We start from the raw sequence: 20,175 nt of genomic DNA, 5'->3' as shown, positions 1-20,175 counted from the left end.
AAACTAAATTAATGTCAGGAATATACTTAGATAACGCAGCAACCACACCAATGGCAAATGAAGTCGTTGAAGTGATGACAGATATGATGAAGAGCACCTTCGGGAATGCCTCAAGTACACATCAATTTGGACGTTCAGCACGAATGGTGCTTGATGATAGTCGACAAATTATTGCAAATAGTATTCATGCAAAAGAATCAGAAATCATCTTTACAAGTGGTGGTACTGAGAGTGATAATATGGCTATTATGCAAACAGCTATTCAGAGAAAAACATTAGGTAAGCATTTAATCACAACAGCAGTAGAGCACCAGGCTATTTTAAAAACAATGAAATATTTAGAATCAATTGGATTTGAAGTTACTTATTTACCAGTTAATGAAGATGGTGTTATCAATATAGTCGATTTTAAAGAGGCTTTAAGAGATGATACAATTCTTGTTTCAATCATGATGGGTAACAATGAGACGGGAAGTCATATGCCAATTCATGAAGTTGGTGAGATTTTAAAGGATCATCAAGCTTGGTTCCATACGGATGCTGTTCAAGCTTATGGACTACTGGATATAGATGTTAATGAGGATCATATAGATATGTTATCAACATCAGCCCATAAATTGAATGGGCCTAAATTTTTAGGCTTTCTCTATAGAAGAGAATCTATATTTTTCCCTCCCTTTATTAAAGGTGGGGAGCAAGAAGACAAGAGACGAGCAGGGACAGAAAACATACCAGCAATTGCAGGTTTTGCTAAAGCTGTTTCTTTAATCTCAGATGATGAAAAACAAGTACGACAATTAAAGTATCAAGGCTTCAAAAAGCAAATTATAGCGGGATTAGATGATAACCATATTGATTTTGAAATTAATGGGACACTCTCAGATGATAACTTACAACATGTCTTTAATATTTGGATAAAAGGTATTCAAACTGAAGTATTACAGACCCGGTTAGATTTGGCAGGTATTGCTGTTTCTGGTGGCTCTGCATGTACTGCTGGTAATCTCGAACCTTCACATGTATTAATGGCTATGTACGGTGAAAAGAGTCCGAGAGTCACAGAATCTATTCGATTGAGTTTTGGAAAAGATAATACAGCTGAAGAGATAGATACTTTTATAGTACAATTAGTTAGAATAGTTGGTAGATTGAAAAAATAGGGGGAATTTAATAATGGCATTTGAAAAAAGTATTCAACTTTTAGGAGATACAGTAACTTATGAATTGAGTTCTGATGTAAAAAAATATACGTTAAGAGATTTAGGATTTGCAGAAACTAAAGCAGGTAATTTTCAATTGGAGAGATCTTTAGATCCTAATTCACCTTTCAATAAGGGCATTAAAGTTAAAGTTATCGTTGATAAGTCATTAACTGGATTTAAAATGTCAACGACGACTGCTAATGGACTTAAAGCAGTTAATATATTTCATGGTGAAGATAAAAAAGCTGAAACTGAACAATTTGATTATGTGATTGGTCAATTAATTGATAGGGATGTTTTGAAAAAGGTATTGTCAAAATGACAATACCTTTTTTATTATTATTAATAGTATTTTATAAGGGTATATTAACTATGAAGTATTATAAGGATGTTTTTGTATGTACGTTTTTAGATTGAAAAGGTATAATAAAGCGTATTCACTATATTCAATAGGAGATGAAATAATGGATTTATATTTGATGAAAGCAGAATCATTATATAAAATATTGATTAAAAAATTTGAAGTATCTTTTGAAGGGTCTAAGGTAGAATTCTCGTTAGATGATTTGTATAGTTTGGGATTGAAATTAAGAAGTAAGAAGTTAATTTCAGATATTGATTTTGAAAAACTTAGAATAGTTGCAATTACTCATGACATAAATAAGTTAGAAGAAATACACCAATATTTTGATGTATTTAAGAAAGATAAAAATATAACAGAATCTGCTCTGGCACAGATGTTAAAAAAATTATCATTTGAAGCAAAAGATTCTGTAATTGATGCAAGTGATTTTAGTGCTTTTAATGAATATATGCACGTAGAACGAGAAATACAACATAGGTTAGAGAAGATAATTCTTAATAAAATACAGAGAGAAAAAAGTTCTTTAACTTTTATTGTAGGAAATGTAGGAGATGGAAAATCGCATCTATTATCTTACATGAATAATCAATATTTTGATATTTTTAAAAAAAATAAAGTATATATACATAATGATGCAACGGAAAGCATTAATCCTAATTTATCATCTATTGATTCGTTAATGGATATTCTCACAAAGAATAAGAATGAAATTGAAGGTTATAAACATGTTATTATTGCTATTAATTTAGGGGTAGTTAAGAGATTACTTCATAAAATAAAGTCAGATTCGACATTAAGTGAAATTACAATTGCATTGAGTAATATAGAAAAAAATAATCAGGAAAATATAGAAGATAAAAAAGTATCAGTGATTTCATTTTTTAATAATGCAAACTTTGAAATTGATGAGACGGGTGTGAACAGCTTATATTATGATCAAATTTTTAAAAAAATATGTTTAAAAGAAGAAAATAATCCATTTTATAATGCTTACAGAAATGATTTAGAAAATGGCTATGATAAAGTTGAACATATTAATTATGAGCTGTTCTTAAATAAGAAAGTCCAAGAAGCAATTAAATATTTATTGATAAGAATTCAAGTTTCTAATGGTATAATCATCTCCACTCGAGATGTATTGAACTTTATTCACGATATTATTATACCAGCAAAGGAAATTAAAAGTAATTACACATCATATTTACCTTATTTATTATTTGAAAGCCAAAATAAGTCTGAGATATTAAAAGCTATTTATTTTCTTGATCCATCACGAAATTCAAATAAAAAAATTGATGAATTTAATGTTGAGGTATACAACTATGATGATGAGTATGTTGATAAAATTGAAGATAAAATTGAAGATAATGAAAGAGCAATTCAAAAAGTTATAGAATCTGTTGGTAAATTAGATACGGATAGACATAAAATTCGAGTTAACACATTTCTTAGAGTTCAATTTTTATTAGATTATCAAAATGAGTTATTTGATAATGAAAATTATTTTTCTTTTCTAAGTATTCTTTCAAAAAATGTAAGACAAATTAAAGAGTTGGCAAAATTGATACAAAGCAATGTATTACGGTGGAACGGTCAAACTGTAAAAGGATTCGCGTTTATAAATAATTTGAGTTTAAAAACTAGAGTTGCAGTGCCATTAAGATTAAACTATGTAGATTTTGAAATTAACAAGTTTGAAATTAATATGTGTTTTAAAGATACAAGTAATGAAGCTGAATATTTTGTTAAAATAGATTTTGAAGATTATGTGCTATTGACAAAAATTCATAATGGATATGTTATTTCTAATATTGAACGGTCAGAGGCAATGAATTTTAACAATTTTGTATTTAACATATTACTGAATACTAATAACAATGAAACTGTTATTGTTGGTAATATAAATGATGGATATCTATATAAAATAGAGAATAATGGGATTGATTATGAAGTATCAGAGGTGAAAATATAATGTCTATTGAATTAGAAAATTTAAAAAAACATTTGGAAATGGATAAAGGAAAGATAAAAAATAATCATCATAAATCAGGACAATTATTACCGTTTATGACCCGTGAGCCAGAGAGAGCAAAATTTGAAAATGGATTTGCACCAATTATAGGTAATTTAGCAAGGATTAGCATTAACAAAGGTGAGATATCAAAGGATACTAAATCCTTTGATAAGGATATAAGTGATGATTTTGATTTATCTAAAATAGGTAATAAAGATAAATTTTTAAAATTATTTTCTAATTCGGCACTTGATGAAATTTATATTCCCAAGTTGCTGGCGTATAAAAAGTCGAACGAAAAAAAAAGTTCAAGTGGAGAATTAAAGATTGCAGCATTTTTAAATTATACACTTGAGCTAGAGAAAAATAATATGTGGATTGAATTTATAAATAAAAAAGATGAGCACAATCTTTATGAAAAAATTATTATAGAAAATTTACATGAACTAACTAATAATAATATAAAAAAAGAAAAATTTGTTTCAATTGGTGACCAAAGTATATTCTTAGATTATTTTAATCATGATTTGAACAATTTTATGAAAAATACAACATTTTTTATGAAAAATATTGATACATTTTTTAGCTACTATTATTTTTTCATAATTAGTCAAATAATAATGAATATTGGAACCTTCGATGAGTTTAATAAAAAAAATATTTTTTTTGCACTTGATACGGAAAAAATATCAGGTTCAAGACCAACAAATGATAGAGGTTATGCTCAAGTTAAAGAAAACGCAACTGATTTGTTAGTTAACGTTGATTTATTAGATTATTTAAATTTATTAGTTCCTAGTGAAAAATTTTATAGTTTATTTCAGTTAACAGATATAAATTTTGAATATTCAATAGAACTTAGAAATAATTTAAGTGAATTTTTAAATGAGTTTTTGGAGGATGATATAAGCATGTCATCTGAAAATAATATAAAGGATAATATAAAACTTTTAAAATTAAAATTAACAAAAAATTTATCCGACGAAACTAAATCTAGATTTTCTAAATCTTTTGAAGCAATAGCAGTAAAATATTTTGTAAAAAGACGTGGTAGACTTGGAAATGTTTTAAACATGACTGATGATACTGTATTGGTGATTACAGCGGGTATAGTTGGTTCAGAAAAAATGCTTGTTAAAGATGTTATTACCGAAATGAGTAATAGAGGAATTTCATTAGATAATATTTCTAAAAGAAAATTAGTAGAAACATATGAAAAAATGAATATTCTTGAAAAATTAAGCGATAGCGGGGATGCACAATATGTCAAACCAATATTATAAATTTTTAATCGAACGGTTATTTAAATGGTTTAAAACCCAAAATATTAGTGCTGGTAGCAGGTATTATTTGAATTTAGATCAAAATAATGAAGTTGTTAGATTCTATAATGCATTTGAAATGAATGATATTATTTCTACTGAAGATTTTGTAATTGATCAAAAGGACGTGCAGTTCCATGGTAAAGTGGTAAATATAAATGGTGTTAACATATTATTTGTTGCAGCAACAGATAAAATGAACTCAGATTTTTTAGTAACACTTAGAAATAGGGTTAGTTTACAATCTGACATATGGAGAAATACGGCACTTTTTATCGTGTGTACTGAAATTCTTGACAGTATATCGGGTGGAGCCATGAATGTTAGTCACGGAAATGGGCCTTTTTCTGTTGATAAAATTAAACACGATTTAAAAAGTGAAATAGAAAAGTCCGGGTTATCGGACGCTAACCAAGTAGTATTAGAAGAGTTTAAAAAGAATATAATTTTGGAAGATTCAATGAACTTAACATTATTAGATTTTGCCAGTATTTTTTCAATTTTAGAAAAATCAGAGATTACTCCGGATGACTATAAAAATATGGGTTATTTTTATGATACACAAATACAAACGTATGATGCTGATAATATTAAAAAAAGATTAAGAGAAAATAAGCAAGATTTTCAAAAGATTGGTGGTTGGCAAGAATATAATACTGTTGAAGATAAAATAGTTAACTACACGCAAGCAGATTTAGAATCAATGAGTATGTTGAAAGAAAAGGATATTTGGATGGATGTCGATTTTTCAAAAATAAAAAGAGGAAAAGAAAAATTAAAAGAATTAAGAAAAGATACAATTATTTATCAATCAGATAAAATAAATAAAGTTAATCCTGATTTAATTATATATGACCGAAGTAGAGAAAATGGTGAAAATAAAAATTCTGTTAAGTACAAAAACAGATTTATTTTAATATTTAAAAATAATATTAATCATGAAAATAATCAATTGATAATAAAACTTCCTTTTGATGATTCTGTGAAGGCATCAAGAATTAATAAAAGTAAGAGCCATATAATTGATGGGAAATCTGCTGAATTTACTGCAGATGGTAATAATTTAAAAATTATTGTAAACGACTTCAATGTGATGGATATATATGGAATTAAGACCTCATATGAACATTCAAAGGCACAGAAATATACATTTCAAATAATTTATTTACCATTTTCTCAAGACATATTTAATAATATATTATCGAGTTATCGTGTAAAAATAACTAAATCTAAGATGGAGATTCAGTTAGAATACGAAAAAAATTATATAATTGGTGGTACAGATTTTATTGATGAGGTTGATTATGATCAGATTAAATATAATGTAATTCCTATTTCAGATGAAGTGGGTGTAAATATTAATTTTGAAAATATTGATTCAGATGAAAGTGAGAATGAATTTAAGCTAGTTAATGAAGGCATTGAAATACCATTTTCAATTTTAGATAATAGTCAGAAGCCGGTTCCCAGAAGTGGTTTGTTTATAGAAAAAAATAGGCGTAAGGCTAATGAAAGTTTAATTTTTGATGGGGCTAAAATAATTAATGGTACAGAAAAATATTATGTCTTTAGTGAAAATAAGAAGTTGTTGAATTATGAAGTAGATATTATTAAACAACAAATATTGTATGCAAAAATAGATGATTCAATTGTCACTAGTATTGAAGTTCAGATACCTGAACAAATAAGAATAGACTATATTCTTATTTGTAAGCTATTAAAAGAAAGAAATACTATTTTAAGTTTAAGTTATTTTGATCAAGAATTATTGAAAGCTCTTAATAAATATTGTGATGATTTTGATGAAGTAATTAATCAAATCTCCGAAGAAAGACTTACATTGGAATTAAAAGATTTATATAAAATGGGTACAGTAGAAATCGATGGGGAAATAGCTTATACACCTTTACATCCAGTATTGATTAAATATCAACTAGAGTTATTAAAAAGGACAGAATTTCAATCTATACCTGAAAATTTTATTCGAACGTTAAATCCAAGTGGATTAGTTCCATATATATCAAAAAATGGGGGACTATTAAAATCAAATTTTGATGATAGTTCGCCTAGATGGTTATTCTTTAATGAATTTAAAAAATCAAAAATATCAGCGATTTCTAGAAATATTATTACTTCTAGAATGTTAGATTTTTATAAGCATTTTCATTATCTTTTTGAAGTAAGTTCTGATTATGCATTAAATGCTTCAATGCATAATATTAACGATGATAAAACAATATTAAAGAGTACGATTGATTTTATGTTAAAACAGCTTCAAAATACTAAACAAGGGTTTAAATTAGAAAATATGCATCCTGTTAATTTATATATAAATAACGATAAAAAAATTCTTAATCCAATATATGACCAATTTAATCAAATTATAACGGCAGCTGATTTTGAAAATTTATTTTCTGAAAAATTTATGGGAGATAAAATTAATGATTATGCTAATGAAGACGTAATTAAAGTATTAAAATCGCGGATTAATATTTATCATAATTTTGTTAGACAACCATATAGTCATGTTTCATTTTATAAGATGGATGTCGAGAGTAATGCCAATAGTTTTAAATCAGATAAGCTGGAAATGAATTATACTTTAGGCGGTCTAATAAGTGGTAAAAAATATAGTCTTGATAAAAAAATGTTTATACAAGGATTCGGTGTAAATATGGATTCAAAATATTTACATCGGCCATTGATCAAATTTATGTATGATTGGAATGCATTTAGTGTAGCCAACAATGCGGAAACAAATGTTTATCAAGCAGGAATTACGAATGTAAATAACATTCCAAGTTTTGAAAGTGAAGATGGTCATTTTGATGATATATTAACGAATATTATGGAAAATAGTAATTGGGTAACGTTATTGGATCCAGATATCAGTTTGGATTATTTTTCGGAACGTAATGATTTATATATTATTCATTATACAGATCAAAGTAACACTTCAAATTATGAGTCAATAACTTTTACAAACCAAATTGAACAATATAGTTTAATTATCAATGATAAGATAGAAAGATATGACAAAACTATAATTAAAAATAAAGAAACAAGTTTAAATATTATTAAATCATTTAACATTATTAATGGAGAATGGCTTCTAAAAATTATCGGAGATAAAACGAATCACAATATAGTGAGGGAAAAGTTAAGTATTATTTCGGCGTATAAAGAATTAATGGGTATTTTAGAAACTGAGAATATTATTTGGGTGCCCATATCGCTAGAAGAGATATTAAGAGTTTCTGGAATGGTTGGCATGAGCCAAAAAGAAGGATTATTTACAGCAAAAAATCTAGGAATGACAGGAGCTACAAGTGATGATCTGTTATTCATGGGTGTTGAAGTAGGAGAAAATTTAAAAATTCATTTGTTTCCTGTCGAAGTTAAAGTTGGACAGAACCATTCGGATGTTATATCTAAGGCAACGTTGCAGGCGGTTAATACGGCAGAAACAATAAATGAGGCGCTGAGGGATGAAAATAAATTTAAATCCGAATATTACCGTAATTTTTTTATGACAATATATTTAGCTAATCTAAAAAAAATGTTTAATAACAAGTTAATAAATGCAGAACTATATAAAAAAATTCAAGATAATGATGATAAGTTATTGAATAATGATTTTATAATTTCAAATGAATTAAACGAATATTATGGCAAGGCTTTCATTGTTTCATTTGGTGATAGAAATGATAGTCGGAGAATTCTTAGAAAGGAATTAGGCGGTAAGAATATAACTGAAATTAAACTTCCTGAGGGTGACGCATACATTTATGCAAGTAAGGGATTAAATGAAATCATCTCAGAAATTAAAAGTGGAAAATTGGGATTTCCGGAAGAAAGCCTTTTAAAAAATATTTTGCATGATGATAGTTATCAAGAAACTATCGATACTGATAAAGGAAAAAATATTATTATAAACAAAGAATTAGATACAGAGTCAGCTTATGAATATTGTGAAAATAAGGATAAAAAAAATTTTGAAGATAACAACGAAATTAAATCTATAAATAGTATAAATGAAAGTCAAAGTCAATATTCGAATATAAATGAACTTTCTGATTTTGAAATAGAATATCCTGAAAATACATTTTCTGAAAAAACTAGAATTAAATTAGGCGTTAAAAAAGGTAGTGTTGATGAAGCTTATTGGGAGTATGGAAATCCAGGGCTTTCAAATAGGCACATGATTATTACGGGTAAGTCTGGGCAGGGGAAGACTTACTTTGTTCAAACATTACTGTATGAGTTGGCTAATAAAAATATTAATAGTTTGGTAGTTGATTATACTGATGGATTTTTGGAAAATCAATTGGATAAAAATTTTGTTAGCAAAATGAGACATGATAATAAAATTCAATTTCACTTAGTTAAAGCGGGGGATAAATTACCTATAAATCCATTTAATCTTCAAGAAATAGATTATGGTGGTGGAACCTTTATTACTGAAGATGTAAATGATATGGCAGACCGAGTATCTCAAATGTTAGATAACGTTTTTGAGTTAGGCACTCAGCAAAGGTATTCATTGAAAACTGCAATAAGTGATGGTTATGCAAGAAACGGTAAATCATTTACCTTTTTACATTTAAAAAATATATTAAGTGACGAAGATGAATTCAAGGATGGGTTAAAAATAGTAGGTAGACTAGATATGTTATTGAGTTCAAATCCTTTCACTTATACTAAAGATTCCAAAAACTGGGAGTCATATTTAAATAAAGATGGAACTATTCATATTTTTCAATTAAAAGGATTTCAACATGATATACAAAAAGTTATTACTGAATTTGTACTTTGGGATTTGTTTAATTATCTTCAAAGTATTGGAAATACAGAAGAAAATCCAATTCCAGTGGTACTTGATGAAATACAAAATTTAAATTTTAAAGATAACTCTCCAACTGTTAAAATTTTAAAAGAAGGAAGAAAATTCGGTTGGTCAGGAATTTTTGCAACTCAATCTATATCAGCTATTAAGGGTGATATCAGTAGTGTCTATAATGCATCTGAGCAAGTTAATTTTTTACCATTGGAAGACCAAGTTAAACTTATTGCGAACACGCTATCTTTAGATAAAGACAGTAATCAACAATATCAATATCTTTTATCTAATTTACAAAAAGGCGAAAGTATTATTAAAGGGCCTATGCTTAATGGTACCAATCAAGTGGTATCACGAATAGAATCTATTAAAATAAGTGGATTTGATGATCGTATAAACTAAGTAAAGTAAATTATGACACACTAGGGTTGTATTAGTATATATTATTGGTATAATAGTACTTACTGAAATAGTGCGACCTTCAAATCGTAGATTTTTTCAGAATCTAATTGAAATGATGGTGATAGTATGCCAGATAATAGTAAAACTCGTGTCGTTGTTGGGATGAGTGGTGGCGTCGATTCATCAGTTGTTGCTTATTTATTAAAGCAACAAGGTTATGATGTAGTTGGTGTCTTCATGAAAAACTGGGACGATACGGACGAAATGGGTGTTTGTACTGCAACAGAAGATTACAAAGATGTTGCTAAAGTAGCAAACAAAATTGGAATTCCTTATTATTCCGTTAATTTTGAAAAAGAATATTGGGATCGCGTATTCACATATTTCTTGGATGAATATAAAAAGGGTCGGACACCAAATCCAGATGTGATGTGTAATAAAGAAATTAAGTTTAAAGCATTTTTCGATTATGCTATGGAACTTGATGCTGATTACATCGCAATGGGACATTATGCACAAGTTGAGCAAGATGCTGACGGTATTATGCATATGTTACGTGGGGATGATAGTAACAAAGATCAGACTTATTTCTTGAGTCAATTATCACAAAAACAAATTCAAAAAGTTATGTTCCCAATTGGAAACATTGAAAAACCAGAAGTTAGAAGAATTGCTGAAGAAGCTGGACTTTCAACTGCTAAGAAAAAAGATTCAACAGGTATTTGTTTTATCGGCGAAAGAAACTTTACAAAGTTCCTTGGTGAATATTTACCAGCACAAACGGGTAATATGATGACTGTTGACGGTGTAAAAATGGGCGAGCATTATGGTCTTATGAATTATACAATTGGTCAACGTAAAGGTCTTGGTATTGGTGGTACGGGTGAAGGTAACGATCCTTGGTTCGTTGTAGGTAAAGATTTAGCAACAAATACATTGATTGTTGGACAAGGTTACCATAATGATTTACTTTATGCCGATTATCTTGAAGCATCAGAGTTAAGTTTTATGGCACCAATCGATCGCTTTGGCAATGATTTCCATATCACTGCTAAGTTTAGATACCGTCAAACTGATGTTGGTGTGACGGTTCATTTAAATGATGACCGTACAGAAGCTACAGTTGAATTTGATGCACCAGTACGTGCTATTACACCTGGACAGGCTGTTGTCTTTTACGATGGCGCAGAATGCTTAGGTAGTGGTATCATTGACGCTGCATTTAAAAAGTCAACTGAGGGATCAAAACAATTACAATATGTTTAAATTGAATTTATAATAGTTAAGGCACAAACAAATATTTTGTTTGTGCCTTTTTATATTTGTGGCATAATATAATAGAGATGAAAAAACGAAGGGGTCTTATTGACTGATGACTAATATATATTTTATTCGACATGGCAAAACAGAATGGAATCTTGAGGGACGATACCAAGGTGCGAATGGAGATTCACCCTTACTTGAACAAAGTTACATAGAAATACAACAATTAATCAAAGCACTTAAATCAATAAAATTTGATGCTATTTATTCAAGTCCTATTAAGCGTGCAAAGGACACAGCAAATTTAATTAATACAGGCCTAAACCAAAATTTGGATGTTATTTTGAATGATAACTTAGAAGAATTTCATTTAGGGAAAATGGAAGGCATGAAGTTTACAGATGTGGCTGTTCAGTATCCTGAGGAACTCGATGCCTTCCGTAATCATCCCGATAAATATGATCCTAAAAATATTAATGGCGAAACATTTCAAGCTTTATTAAAGCGGATGGTTCCAACAATTAAAAAAATTGTTGACCAAAATAAAATAGATGCAAATATTATCATTGTTAGTCATGGTGCGGCGCTTGGTGCCTTGATTCACGATTTATTAGGAGTACCGCTGAAAGACTTCCGTAAACAAGGTGGCTTATCGAATACTAGTACGACTATTTTGGAAACACAAAATGGAACCGAATTTAAATTAGTTAAATGGAATGATACTAGTTATTTGGATAGAATACGCGATGAAAGTGATGTCGTTTAAGGAGTAATAATGGGTAAGAGAGAAGAAAAAGAAGCAGAATCAAAACATATTATTCATCAATTAGTTGAAAAGGTTGAAAAAGAACCTAATAATCAAACGGCTTATTATGAATTAGGTAGTTATTTAACAAAAGTAAAAGACTACCCTCAGGCGGAAGAACTGTATAAAAAAGCTATTGGATATTTTGATGAGAAAAATGAACAAGTTGATTTATTACAATATGGTCTTGGTAACGTGTTTTACGAGGCAGAACTGTATTCTGAAGCAATTCAATCATTTCAAAAAGTAACTAATCAAAAGTTGAAAGAAACAGCTTTTTTAATGTTAGCACAATCATATATGGCTCAAGAGCTGTATCAACAAGCATTAGTATTTGCGATTACGGCTCAAGAAATAAATCCTAAAAATATGGACGCCAACGAATTAATTGGCGATATTTTCTTAGCATTGGGTCAGTTTGAAAATGCTGGTAAATATTATGACTTAGTTCTTAAAATAGATGAAAATAATGCAAAGGCTAATTTTCAACGAGGCTTAGCTAATATGGTTTTAGGAATTGAATTCAATACTTATTTTGATCGTTCAAAAATAGCCAATCAGGCCTATTTTGAGGCACAAAAACAAAGATTAAGTGAAATAGAATCGTTTATAAAATTACGTGATAAATAAAGAGGATGTGAAATAATGGTTGTTCAGAAACTAAATTTATTTAATGATGATCCTCAAAGTGATGAAACACAAGCTTACTTGGTTGGTAAGGTTGCAACCATATTTTTTCAAAGCCAAGATAGTTTTTATAAAGTGATTCTAATTCACAGTATTGAAAGTAATTTGGAATGGCCTGAAGATGAGGTTGTTGTTACTGGTAATTTTGCTGACATTAAAGAGGAATCTACGTACCGCTTCTATGGTCAACAAGTTGAGCATCCCAAATATGGGAAACAATTTCAAACGAGTAATTATCAAAATGAAACACCTACTTCAAAAATGGGGCTTATTACCTATCTATCTGGCTCAGAATTTAAAGGGATTGGGAAAAAGACTGCGGAATCAATTGTTGAAAAGTTAGGAACGAAAACAATTGATAAAATATTAGCAGATGATACTGTACTTGATTCATTAGAATTATCAAACAAGCAGAAAACAACAATATTAGAGACTGTTCGAGTAAATAATGGGATGGAACAAATTATTATTGGATTAAATGGTTTTGGATTTGGTAGTCAATTAGCCGCAACTATTTATCAAACTTATAAAGAAAAAACCCTTGAAATTATTCAAGAAAATCCATATCAACTAGTAAATGATATTGAAAATATTGGCTTTAAAAAGGCAGATCAAATTGCTGGAGAATTAGGATTTGCAGCTGATTCTTCAGGTCGAATACAAGCAGGTATTTTGCAAAGTATCAATGATTTATGTCAACAAGATGGCGATACCTATGCGACTGCAGAGCCGTTGTTGGAAGCATCTTTACGATTATTAGAGAGTAGTCGAAGAGTCAGAATAAACCCTGAGGCAATCTCAAAAGAACTCATTAATTTAGCTAAATCAGGACTCGTTGTCGGTGATGAACAGCGTATTTATTTAAAAAATCTGTATCATGCAGAATACCAAATTGCTGAACATTTAAAAAGATTACTTTCATCGGGGCAAGAAAAAGGTAAGTTAGCAGAAAAAGATATTGATAAAGCAATTCGTAAGATTGAAAAAAAACTTGATATGAATTATGGTGAGTCACAGATTAATGCCATTAGGGCGGCTATGAATTCACAGATATTTTTATTAACAGGTGGCCCAGGAACGGGTAAAACAACCGTTATTAATGGTATCGTGGAGTTATTTGCGGAATTAAATGACTTTTCGCTCGATCTTAGTAGTTATGGAGAAGGACAAACATTTCCTATTCTTTTAGCTGCACCTACTGGGCGAGCAGCAAAAAGAATGACTGAAACGACTGGATTACCTGCCAGTACAATCCATAGACTCTTAGGACTAACTGGAAGAGAATCGAATAATGATGTTGAAACGAAAGATTTAGAAGGTGGCTTATTAATTATCGATGAAATGTCGATGGTTGATACGTATTTATTGAATACATTAATGAATGCAATACCTACAGATATGAAAGTCATTTTTGTAGGTGATAAAGATCAATTGCCTTCTGTTGGTCCTGGGCAAACATTTTATGATTTATTGAAAAGTGACTATCTTGAGCGAAAAGAATTAACGGATATCTATCGTCAAGGTGATGGGTCATCAATAATTTCACTCGCACATTCAATAAAAAAAGGTGAATTACCTGCTGATTTTACACAGAATCAAAAGGATCGTTCATTTTTCGCGAGTCGTGAATTTCAAGTTGAATCAATTATTAAACAGGTTGTTGAACGAGCTAAGAATAAAGGGTTCACTTCAAGTGATATTCAAGTTCTGGCACCAATGTATCGAGGTGCGGCGGGAATTAATCGTTTAAATGAAATGTTACAAAATATTATGAATCCACTTGAAAATAGTAGACAAAAAGAAGTACTTTTTAGAGATCAAAAATTTAGAATTGGTGACAAGGTGTTACATCTTGTTAATAGTCCTGAAAATAATGTTTTTAATGGAGATATAGGTAAGATTGTAGGAATTACATTGGCCAAAGATAGCGAAGATAAGGTAGACGAACTAGTTATTGCTTTTGATCAAACAGAAGTGACTTACAGGCGAAATGAATGGCAAAAAATAACTTTGGCATATTGCACATCTATTCATAAGTCTCAAGGTAGTGAGTTTAAAATGGTTATTTTGCCAATGGTTTCGCAGTATAAGCGAATGCTTAAACGTAATTTACTGTATACCGCAATTACCCGTGCTAGCCAGTTATTGATTTTGCTTGGCGAAGAAAAATCATTTGAAGAATGTGTTGAGAATGAATCAGCCAATAGAAAAACAACGTTATTATTACGAATTGAACAGATTTTTGATGGTGATATTAAAAAAGTTGATGATTCGATTAAAGAGAGCCAACTAGCTAAAAAATCTATTAAAATAGCTCCGCCTGTTCCAACTTTAATTGAAAAATTTATTTTAACTAACGACAATATTATGGATGGTTCAATTGATCCAATGATTGGAATGGAGAATAGCCGACCATAGAAAAAGCCTATATATCTCAATTAAATGAGATATATAGGCTTTTTAGTTAATCCAAAATGGGTATGATAAGACGCTATACTCAATTTCAAAGAAACGGGTTCCTAGGTCTTCACCATCCATTTGACCGTACTCTAAAGAGTCAACGGAAAGTTTAATTTTATCTGATGTAAAATGGTGAACACCTTTTTGGTTAATATGTTTACCAGATTTCAGTAAAATGGCTAGATAGATTAATTTTAGTGCACTAGGTTTTTCAATGATAATTAAGTCTAAATTATTTTTTGTCGGATCTGCCATTGGTAAAATTGGAACACCGCCACCAAAGTAGGGATGATTTGATGTTGTTACAAGAAAGGCATTTTGATAAAATTCTTGATGGCCATTCACCCGGACAGTTATGGGAAATGCAGCTTGTCTTGATAAAGTTCCTAATAGGGCGCTTAAGTAAGTAAGCGATCCTAGATGAAGTTTATTCAATAGTTTCTTTGAACTTGATTGATTTGCGATACTTACTATTTGCGCATCGAAACCTACGCCAACATTATTTATAAAGTATTTTTTTTCATGCCGTGATAATTCGTGCATGACACCTAAGTTTAATAGTTTAGGTGAAGTTGTGTTTAATACTTGTTCAAGAGCTACAAGTGGAGATTTGGGGATACCGACACCTCGAGCAAAATCATTTCCTGATCCTGCAGGAATATAGGCAATTGGGATATCAAATGTGTTCGCATTTTTAACACCATTGATACATTCATTTAAAGTACCGTCGCCGCCAATAACTAGTATAATTTGATTATTGTCTGTTTCGATGGGGTGATAATGTCTGGCGTAATTTTCCGTTAGAAGGGAAGCATGACCAATATAGTCTGTCAGATGGGCCTTAAAATAGACATTTTGAGAAATTAATTTTTTTTCAATAGATTGCCAAATTTGTTTAGCACGACCACTTCCAGCAGACTCATTAACGATAATGAAATATTGATTCATGAACTTCCCTCCTTAATTAATACTAATAATTATAACTAAAATTTAAAAGGATTTAAAGATAAATTTTGATTATATAAAAATAGCTCAATATTCTAATTAGAATATTGAGCTATTTTTGTTAAACGATAACTAACATTGGTAAAATCATTGGTTTACGTTCAGTTTGTTCATATAAGAATTTTTGTAAGTCATCAACGATTGCATCATTAATCATGGCTTCTGTAATTTTATCATTTTTTAATAAGCGACTCATGACACGGAATAAGCGACGACGACCTTGATTAATTAATTCTCCTGATTCGCGCATATAGACAAATCCACGAGATAATAAATCTGGTCCTGCTTGAATTTCATGTTTTTTCATGTCAATCGTTGCAACGACAACAACAAGGCCTTCTTCAGAAAGGACTTGTCGATCATTTAGGACAGCGCTACCGATATCACCAATTCCTGAACCATCGACATAAATATCATCAGCTTCAAAATGACCAGCAATTCGAGCAGAATCACTAGTTAGAGCTAAGACATCACCATTTTCCATAATAAAGCTATTCTCTCTTGGAACGCCAATTTGTTCAGCTAATCCAGTATGAATTTTAAGCATTCTATATTCACCATGGACAGGGACGAAATACTTAGGTTTCATCAAACTGAGCATTAATTTTTGTTCTTCTTGGCCACCATGACCAGAAGTATGAATATTATTTACTTTACCATGGACAACAGTTGCTCCAGCTTCTGAAAGTTCATTAATAACGTGGTTTACACTGATTGTGTTACCAGGAATTGGAGAACTTGAGAAAACAACAGTATCACCAGGTTGAATAGAAACCTGACGATGAGTCCCATTAGCGATACGGCTAAGAGCTGCCATTGGTTCACCTTGTGATCCCGTACATAAAATTAAAATTTCATTTGCGGGTAATGAATTAATATCACGTGCATCAATTAAGGCATCATCTGGAATATTTAAGTATCCTAATTCACGTCCGTTAACAATTGCTGCCTCCATACTACGTCCAAAGACAGCGATTTTACGGCCTTTGGCAACAGCAGCTTCAGCAGCTTGTTGTACTCGGGAAATATTTGAAGCAAAAGTAGCAAAGATAATGCGGCCTTCACCTTTTTCAAAAATTCGTCGAATTGATTTACCAACGAATCTTTCTGATTTTGTAAAATTAGGAATTTCTGCATTTGTACTATCAGATAGTAGACAAAGTACACCATCAGCACCAAGTTGAGCCATTCTTTGAAGGTTGGGCGGCTGATTAGTAACAGGTGTTAGATCAAATTTGTAGTCCCCAGTGACTACAATGTTACCAGATGGCGTTTTGATTGCGACACCTAAAGTATCAGGAATTGAATGAGTTGTTCTAAAGAACGACACACTCGTTTTTCTGAATTTAAGAACAGTATCTTCTTCAATTTCATGCATTTCTGTTGTGGCAAGTAACCCGTGTTCTTCTAATTTTCCTTTGATTAATGCTGAAGCCAATGGTCCAGCATAAATTGGGACATTAATTTGTTTTAATAAATAGGGAATACCACCAATATGATCTTCATGACCATGGGTGATAACTAATGCTTTAATTTTTTGTTGATTGGCAACTAAGTATTGAAAATCAGGAATAACGTAATCAATTCCTAATAACTCATCTTCCGGAAACTTGATTCCTGCATCGACGACGATAATTTCATCTTGAAACTGGATGCCGTACATATTTTTACCAATTTCACCTAATCCGCCGACTGCAAAAACACCAGTCTCGTTATTTTTAACATTTATCTTTTTCATTCAGAAAACTCCGTCATTTTAAATGTAGGGTTTTCCTTTTCATATGCTAAAGCTTTATCTGATAATGTTTCAATGAATTCAATGTTATGTGTTGTTTGGTGACCAACAATACTTTGAGCTTCAATTTCAGAACTTGCTTCAAGGAAAAGTGATTTTGTTTCTTCTCTTTGTGGATTTCTATCTTGTGTTTCTTGATAATAAACTTTAAAAATCATTTGTAAAACTCCTTTAAATTAAATTGATATCATTTTGGTTAAAATGATTTGAAATGGAAATTAGAAACCGAACTGGGGGTTGTCTGCACAACATATAATTTATATTTTATCATATATTATTATTTAAGTATAGAATAGACCGATTTGAATAGACTTATAAAGGATAAAATTTAACAGACATGTTATAATTATGAAAAGTTATCGTATAAGGAAGAGTGGTGTTTTATAAATGTGGTTGGTAGTTAAAATAGTGACTGTAGTGGTTTTAATGATCATCATAATTTTAAATTATAACCGTCTGAAAAGAAATAGACAGATTACTATTCTTAAAAATAAAAGCAAACTTATTACAGATAATGCGGTTGAATTTGCTTTAAATAGACTACATGGTAATGAATATGGTATTAATTCTGAAATACTAAGGGTTACAGAAATTGTTTCAAAGGTTTGGGGTAAGAGGGTCATGGTATTTGAGTATCAATTTCAGATGAAGTCTCCTTCAGAAGAGAATATCGGGAAAATAAGAAACATTTTTTTCAATTTATTTGAAGAATTTGAAATGATGAACCTGGTTAAAAAAAGTGTCGAAGCAAAATCGGCATTTGAAGTAACAGATCTTTGGTATTTAGACGGTATTTTACATTTAGAGGTAGCACATTTGGTTAATGTTGAGACAATTATGTATACTAAAGATTTAAAAAAGGTATAGTTCAAACAGTATGTTTAAAGTGAAATAAAAAGAGTTTCTTCAATAAATTAATTATTGGAGAAACTCTTTAGTTATTTATTCAAGCATAATAGCATCGTTCGGTATAGCAAATGGTTTGTCAGTATTAATATGATCAAAGAATAATATACCATTTAAATGATCAATTTCATGTTGGACTACAATTGCTTCATAATTTTTCAAGCGGATTTTATGTTGTGTACCTTCGATATCAAAGTAACGAAGTGTAATCCGATCAGCTCTTGGCACATATCCAGGGACATCTCTATCAACTGATAAGCAACCTTCACCTTCTGAAAGTGCAGCAACTTGAACTGACTGACTTAAAATAGTAGGATTAATTAACACTTGTTTAAGTGTGGGCTCTTCACCTTCTGGGCCAGGGATTAAGACAGCAGTCATTCGTTTAGAAATTGCTAATTGCGGAGCTGCTAAGCCAACACCTGCGCGTAGATGATATTTTTCAGCTATTTCTTCATTTTGACTATTCTCTAAAAATTCCATTAAATCATGTGCGAGTTGTTTATCATCATCTGAAAGCGGAAAAGTCATTTCGCTTGAACGATTTCGTAAAATTGGATTACCTTCACGAATGATATTTTTCATTGTTATTTTAATCAAAATAGTACCTCCAAATTAATATTCTACGGTACATTGTAGCATAAAATAATCATATCTGTAGGCCATTTGAAAATTAATAGTTATGTTTCATTTCTTTTAGTTTTTAATGGATTGCTGTAAAATGAAACATAGTAATTACTTTCAAGTATATTGAAAGTATTAGTTGAAAATTAATTCAATAATTAAATAAAGTAAAAATAAAGGGAGTTTAACACACTAAATTATGAATAATAAAATTGATTACCCATTAGAAGCACATTGGACTACTGAAGAAATTATCTCTGTCAGTGAATTCTATAAAGCAATAGAATTAGCAAATTCTACAGGTATTGATCGAGAAGAATTGCTTTATAATTATCGTGAGTTTAAAAAAATTGTTCCTTCCAAAATGGAGGAAAAACAAATAGGCAGATCGTACGAAGATGAATCAGGTTTTAGTATTTATCGTACAATGAAATTTGCAAGAGAGAGTACAAGGGACGTTATTAAAATTAACCAATAGGGAGGTTA

At 30.2% G+C, this 20,175-nt stretch carries 15 protein-coding genes; 11 read left to right on the top strand and 4 right to left on the bottom strand.

Annotated features, from left to right (window positions below):
* The first annotated feature begins 11 nt into the window (after positions 1-11).
* The 9 genes from AC1RPR_RS05410 (at position 12) to recD2 (ending at position 15,317) form a co-directional block, all read left to right on the top strand.
* Entirely contained in the window at positions 12-1,160 is a 1,149-nt protein-coding gene (locus AC1RPR_RS05410; protein ID WP_481761691.1) for a cysteine desulfurase family protein, read from the top strand.
* A 13-nt stretch (positions 1,161-1,173) separates the two neighbouring features.
* A complete protein-coding gene (locus AC1RPR_RS05405; protein WP_481761692.1) occupies positions 1,174-1,524 on the top strand; it encodes a DUF1831 domain-containing protein in 351 nt (116 codons plus the stop codon).
* A gap of 142 nt (positions 1,525-1,666) precedes the next feature.
* Positions 1,667-3,538 (top strand): DNA phosphorothioation-dependent restriction protein DptF, encoded by a 1,872-nt coding sequence (dptF, locus tag AC1RPR_RS05400; RefSeq protein WP_481761693.1) that lies wholly within the window; start codon positions 1,667-1,669, stop codon positions 3,536-3,538.
* Entirely contained in the window at positions 3,538-4,863 is a 1,326-nt protein-coding gene (gene dptG / locus AC1RPR_RS05395) for a DNA phosphorothioation-dependent restriction protein DptG (protein WP_481761694.1), read from the top strand. Before dptF ends, dptG begins: the two co-directional genes overlap by 1 nt.
* Positions 4,844-10,144 carry a helicase HerA domain-containing protein gene (locus AC1RPR_RS05390; protein WP_481761695.1) on the top strand — a complete coding sequence of 1,767 codons (5,301 nt, stop codon included), beginning with the start codon at positions 4,844-4,846 and terminating at the stop codon, positions 10,142-10,144. Before dptG ends, AC1RPR_RS05390 begins: the two co-directional genes overlap by 20 nt.
* A 126-nt stretch (positions 10,145-10,270) precedes the next feature.
* A complete protein-coding gene (mnmA, locus tag AC1RPR_RS05385; protein ID WP_409022386.1) occupies positions 10,271-11,410 on the top strand; it encodes a tRNA 2-thiouridine(34) synthase MnmA in 1,140 nt (379 codons plus the stop codon).
* Between the two features lie 106 nt (positions 11,411-11,516).
* Entirely contained in the window at positions 11,517-12,173 is a 657-nt protein-coding gene (locus AC1RPR_RS05380; protein ID WP_481761696.1) for a histidine phosphatase family protein, read from the top strand.
* A 9-nt stretch (positions 12,174-12,182) separates the two neighbouring features.
* Positions 12,183-12,842 (top strand): tetratricopeptide repeat protein, encoded by a 660-nt coding sequence (locus tag AC1RPR_RS05375; RefSeq protein ID WP_481761697.1) that lies wholly within the window; start codon positions 12,183-12,185, stop codon positions 12,840-12,842.
* A 15-nt stretch (positions 12,843-12,857) separates the two neighbouring features.
* On the top strand, positions 12,858-15,317 hold the full coding sequence (recD2, locus tag AC1RPR_RS05370; RefSeq protein WP_481761698.1) for an SF1B family DNA helicase RecD2: 2,460 nt from the start codon (positions 12,858-12,860) through the stop codon (positions 15,315-15,317).
* Between the two features lie 42 nt (positions 15,318-15,359).
* On the opposite strand, the gene AC1RPR_RS05365 is transcribed toward recD2, so the two are convergent.
* The 3 genes from AC1RPR_RS05365 to AC1RPR_RS05355 all read right to left on the bottom strand — a co-directional run bounded on the left by AC1RPR_RS05365 (position 15,360) and on the right by AC1RPR_RS05355 (position 18,317).
* Positions 15,360-16,307: a diacylglycerol/lipid kinase family protein gene (locus AC1RPR_RS05365; protein ID WP_481761699.1), complete on the bottom strand. Its 948-nt coding sequence runs from the start codon at positions 16,305-16,307 to the stop codon at positions 15,360-15,362.
* A 118-nt stretch (positions 16,308-16,425) separates the two neighbouring features.
* The gene (gene rnjA, locus AC1RPR_RS05360) at positions 16,426-18,102 is read right to left on the bottom strand and encodes a ribonuclease J1 (protein WP_409022391.1); all 1,677 of its coding nucleotides are present in this window, start codon (positions 18,100-18,102) and stop codon (positions 16,426-16,428) included.
* Positions 18,099-18,317, bottom strand: a complete 219-nt coding sequence (locus tag AC1RPR_RS05355) for a DNA-directed RNA polymerase subunit epsilon (protein WP_409022392.1) — start codon at positions 18,315-18,317, stop codon at positions 18,099-18,101. The genes rnjA and AC1RPR_RS05355 overlap by 4 nt, the downstream gene beginning before the upstream one ends.
* A gap of 235 nt (positions 18,318-18,552) precedes the next feature.
* Here AC1RPR_RS05355 and AC1RPR_RS05350 point away from each other — a divergent pair, with 235 nt between their 5' ends.
* Positions 18,553-19,026, top strand: coding sequence for a hypothetical protein (locus AC1RPR_RS05350; RefSeq protein WP_481763395.1), 474 nt, complete (start codon positions 18,553-18,555; stop codon positions 19,024-19,026).
* Between the two features lie 75 nt (positions 19,027-19,101).
* Here AC1RPR_RS05350 and def read toward each other — a convergent pair whose 3' ends face one another.
* Positions 19,102-19,650 carry a peptide deformylase gene (gene def, locus AC1RPR_RS05345; protein ID WP_409022787.1) on the bottom strand — a complete coding sequence of 183 codons (549 nt, stop codon included), beginning with the start codon at positions 19,648-19,650 and terminating at the stop codon, positions 19,102-19,104.
* Positions 19,651-19,888: 238 nt separating this feature from the next.
* Between def and AC1RPR_RS05340 the strand changes: the two genes are divergently transcribed.
* Positions 19,889-20,167, top strand: a complete 279-nt coding sequence (locus tag AC1RPR_RS05340) for a UPF0223 family protein (protein WP_481761700.1) — start codon at positions 19,889-19,891, stop codon at positions 20,165-20,167.
* Positions 20,168-20,175 lie beyond the last annotated feature (8 nt).

It is taken from the genome of Dellaglioa sp. CoH-57-MRSF-22, from assembly GCF_056781895.1.
The sequence above is the reverse complement of the archived record's forward strand: the minus strand, read 5'-3'. Positions and strand labels throughout refer to the sequence as shown.

Excerpts from the sequence above, each read along its gene's own strand:
- AC1RPR_RS05410 (WP_481761691.1), top strand. The coding sequence starts at position 12 with ATGTCAGGAATATACTTAGATAACGCAGCAACCACACCAATGGCAAAT.
- AC1RPR_RS05405 (WP_481761692.1), top strand. The coding sequence starts at position 1,174 with ATGGCATTTGAAAAAAGTATTCAACTTTTAGGAGATACAGTAACTTAT.
- dptF (WP_481761693.1), top strand. The coding sequence starts at position 1,667 with ATGGATTTATATTTGATGAAAGCAGAATCATTATATAAAATATTGATT.
- dptG (WP_481761694.1), top strand. The coding sequence starts at position 3,538 with ATGTCTATTGAATTAGAAAATTTAAAAAAACATTTGGAAATGGATAAA.
- AC1RPR_RS05390 (WP_481761695.1), top strand. The coding sequence starts at position 4,844 with ATGTCAAACCAATATTATAAATTTTTAATCGAACGGTTATTTAAATGG.
- mnmA (WP_409022386.1), top strand. The coding sequence starts at position 10,271 with ATGCCAGATAATAGTAAAACTCGTGTCGTTGTTGGGATGAGTGGTGGC.
- AC1RPR_RS05380 (WP_481761696.1), top strand. The coding sequence starts at position 11,517 with ATGACTAATATATATTTTATTCGACATGGCAAAACAGAATGGAATCTT.
- AC1RPR_RS05375 (WP_481761697.1), top strand. The coding sequence starts at position 12,183 with ATGGGTAAGAGAGAAGAAAAAGAAGCAGAATCAAAACATATTATTCAT.
- recD2 (WP_481761698.1), top strand. The coding sequence starts at position 12,858 with ATGGTTGTTCAGAAACTAAATTTATTTAATGATGATCCTCAAAGTGAT.
- AC1RPR_RS05365 (WP_481761699.1), bottom strand. The coding sequence starts at position 16,307 with ATGAATCAATATTTCATTATCGTTAATGAGTCTGCTGGAAGTGGTCGT.
- rnjA (WP_409022391.1), bottom strand. The coding sequence starts at position 18,102 with ATGAAAAAGATAAATGTTAAAAATAACGAGACTGGTGTTTTTGCAGTC.
- AC1RPR_RS05355 (WP_409022392.1), bottom strand. The coding sequence starts at position 18,317 with ATGATTTTTAAAGTTTATTATCAAGAAACACAAGATAGAAATCCACAA.
- def (WP_409022787.1), bottom strand. The coding sequence starts at position 19,650 with ATGAAAAATATCATTCGTGAAGGTAATCCAATTTTACGAAATCGTTCA.
- AC1RPR_RS05340 (WP_481761700.1), top strand. The coding sequence starts at position 19,889 with ATGAATAATAAAATTGATTACCCATTAGAAGCACATTGGACTACTGAA.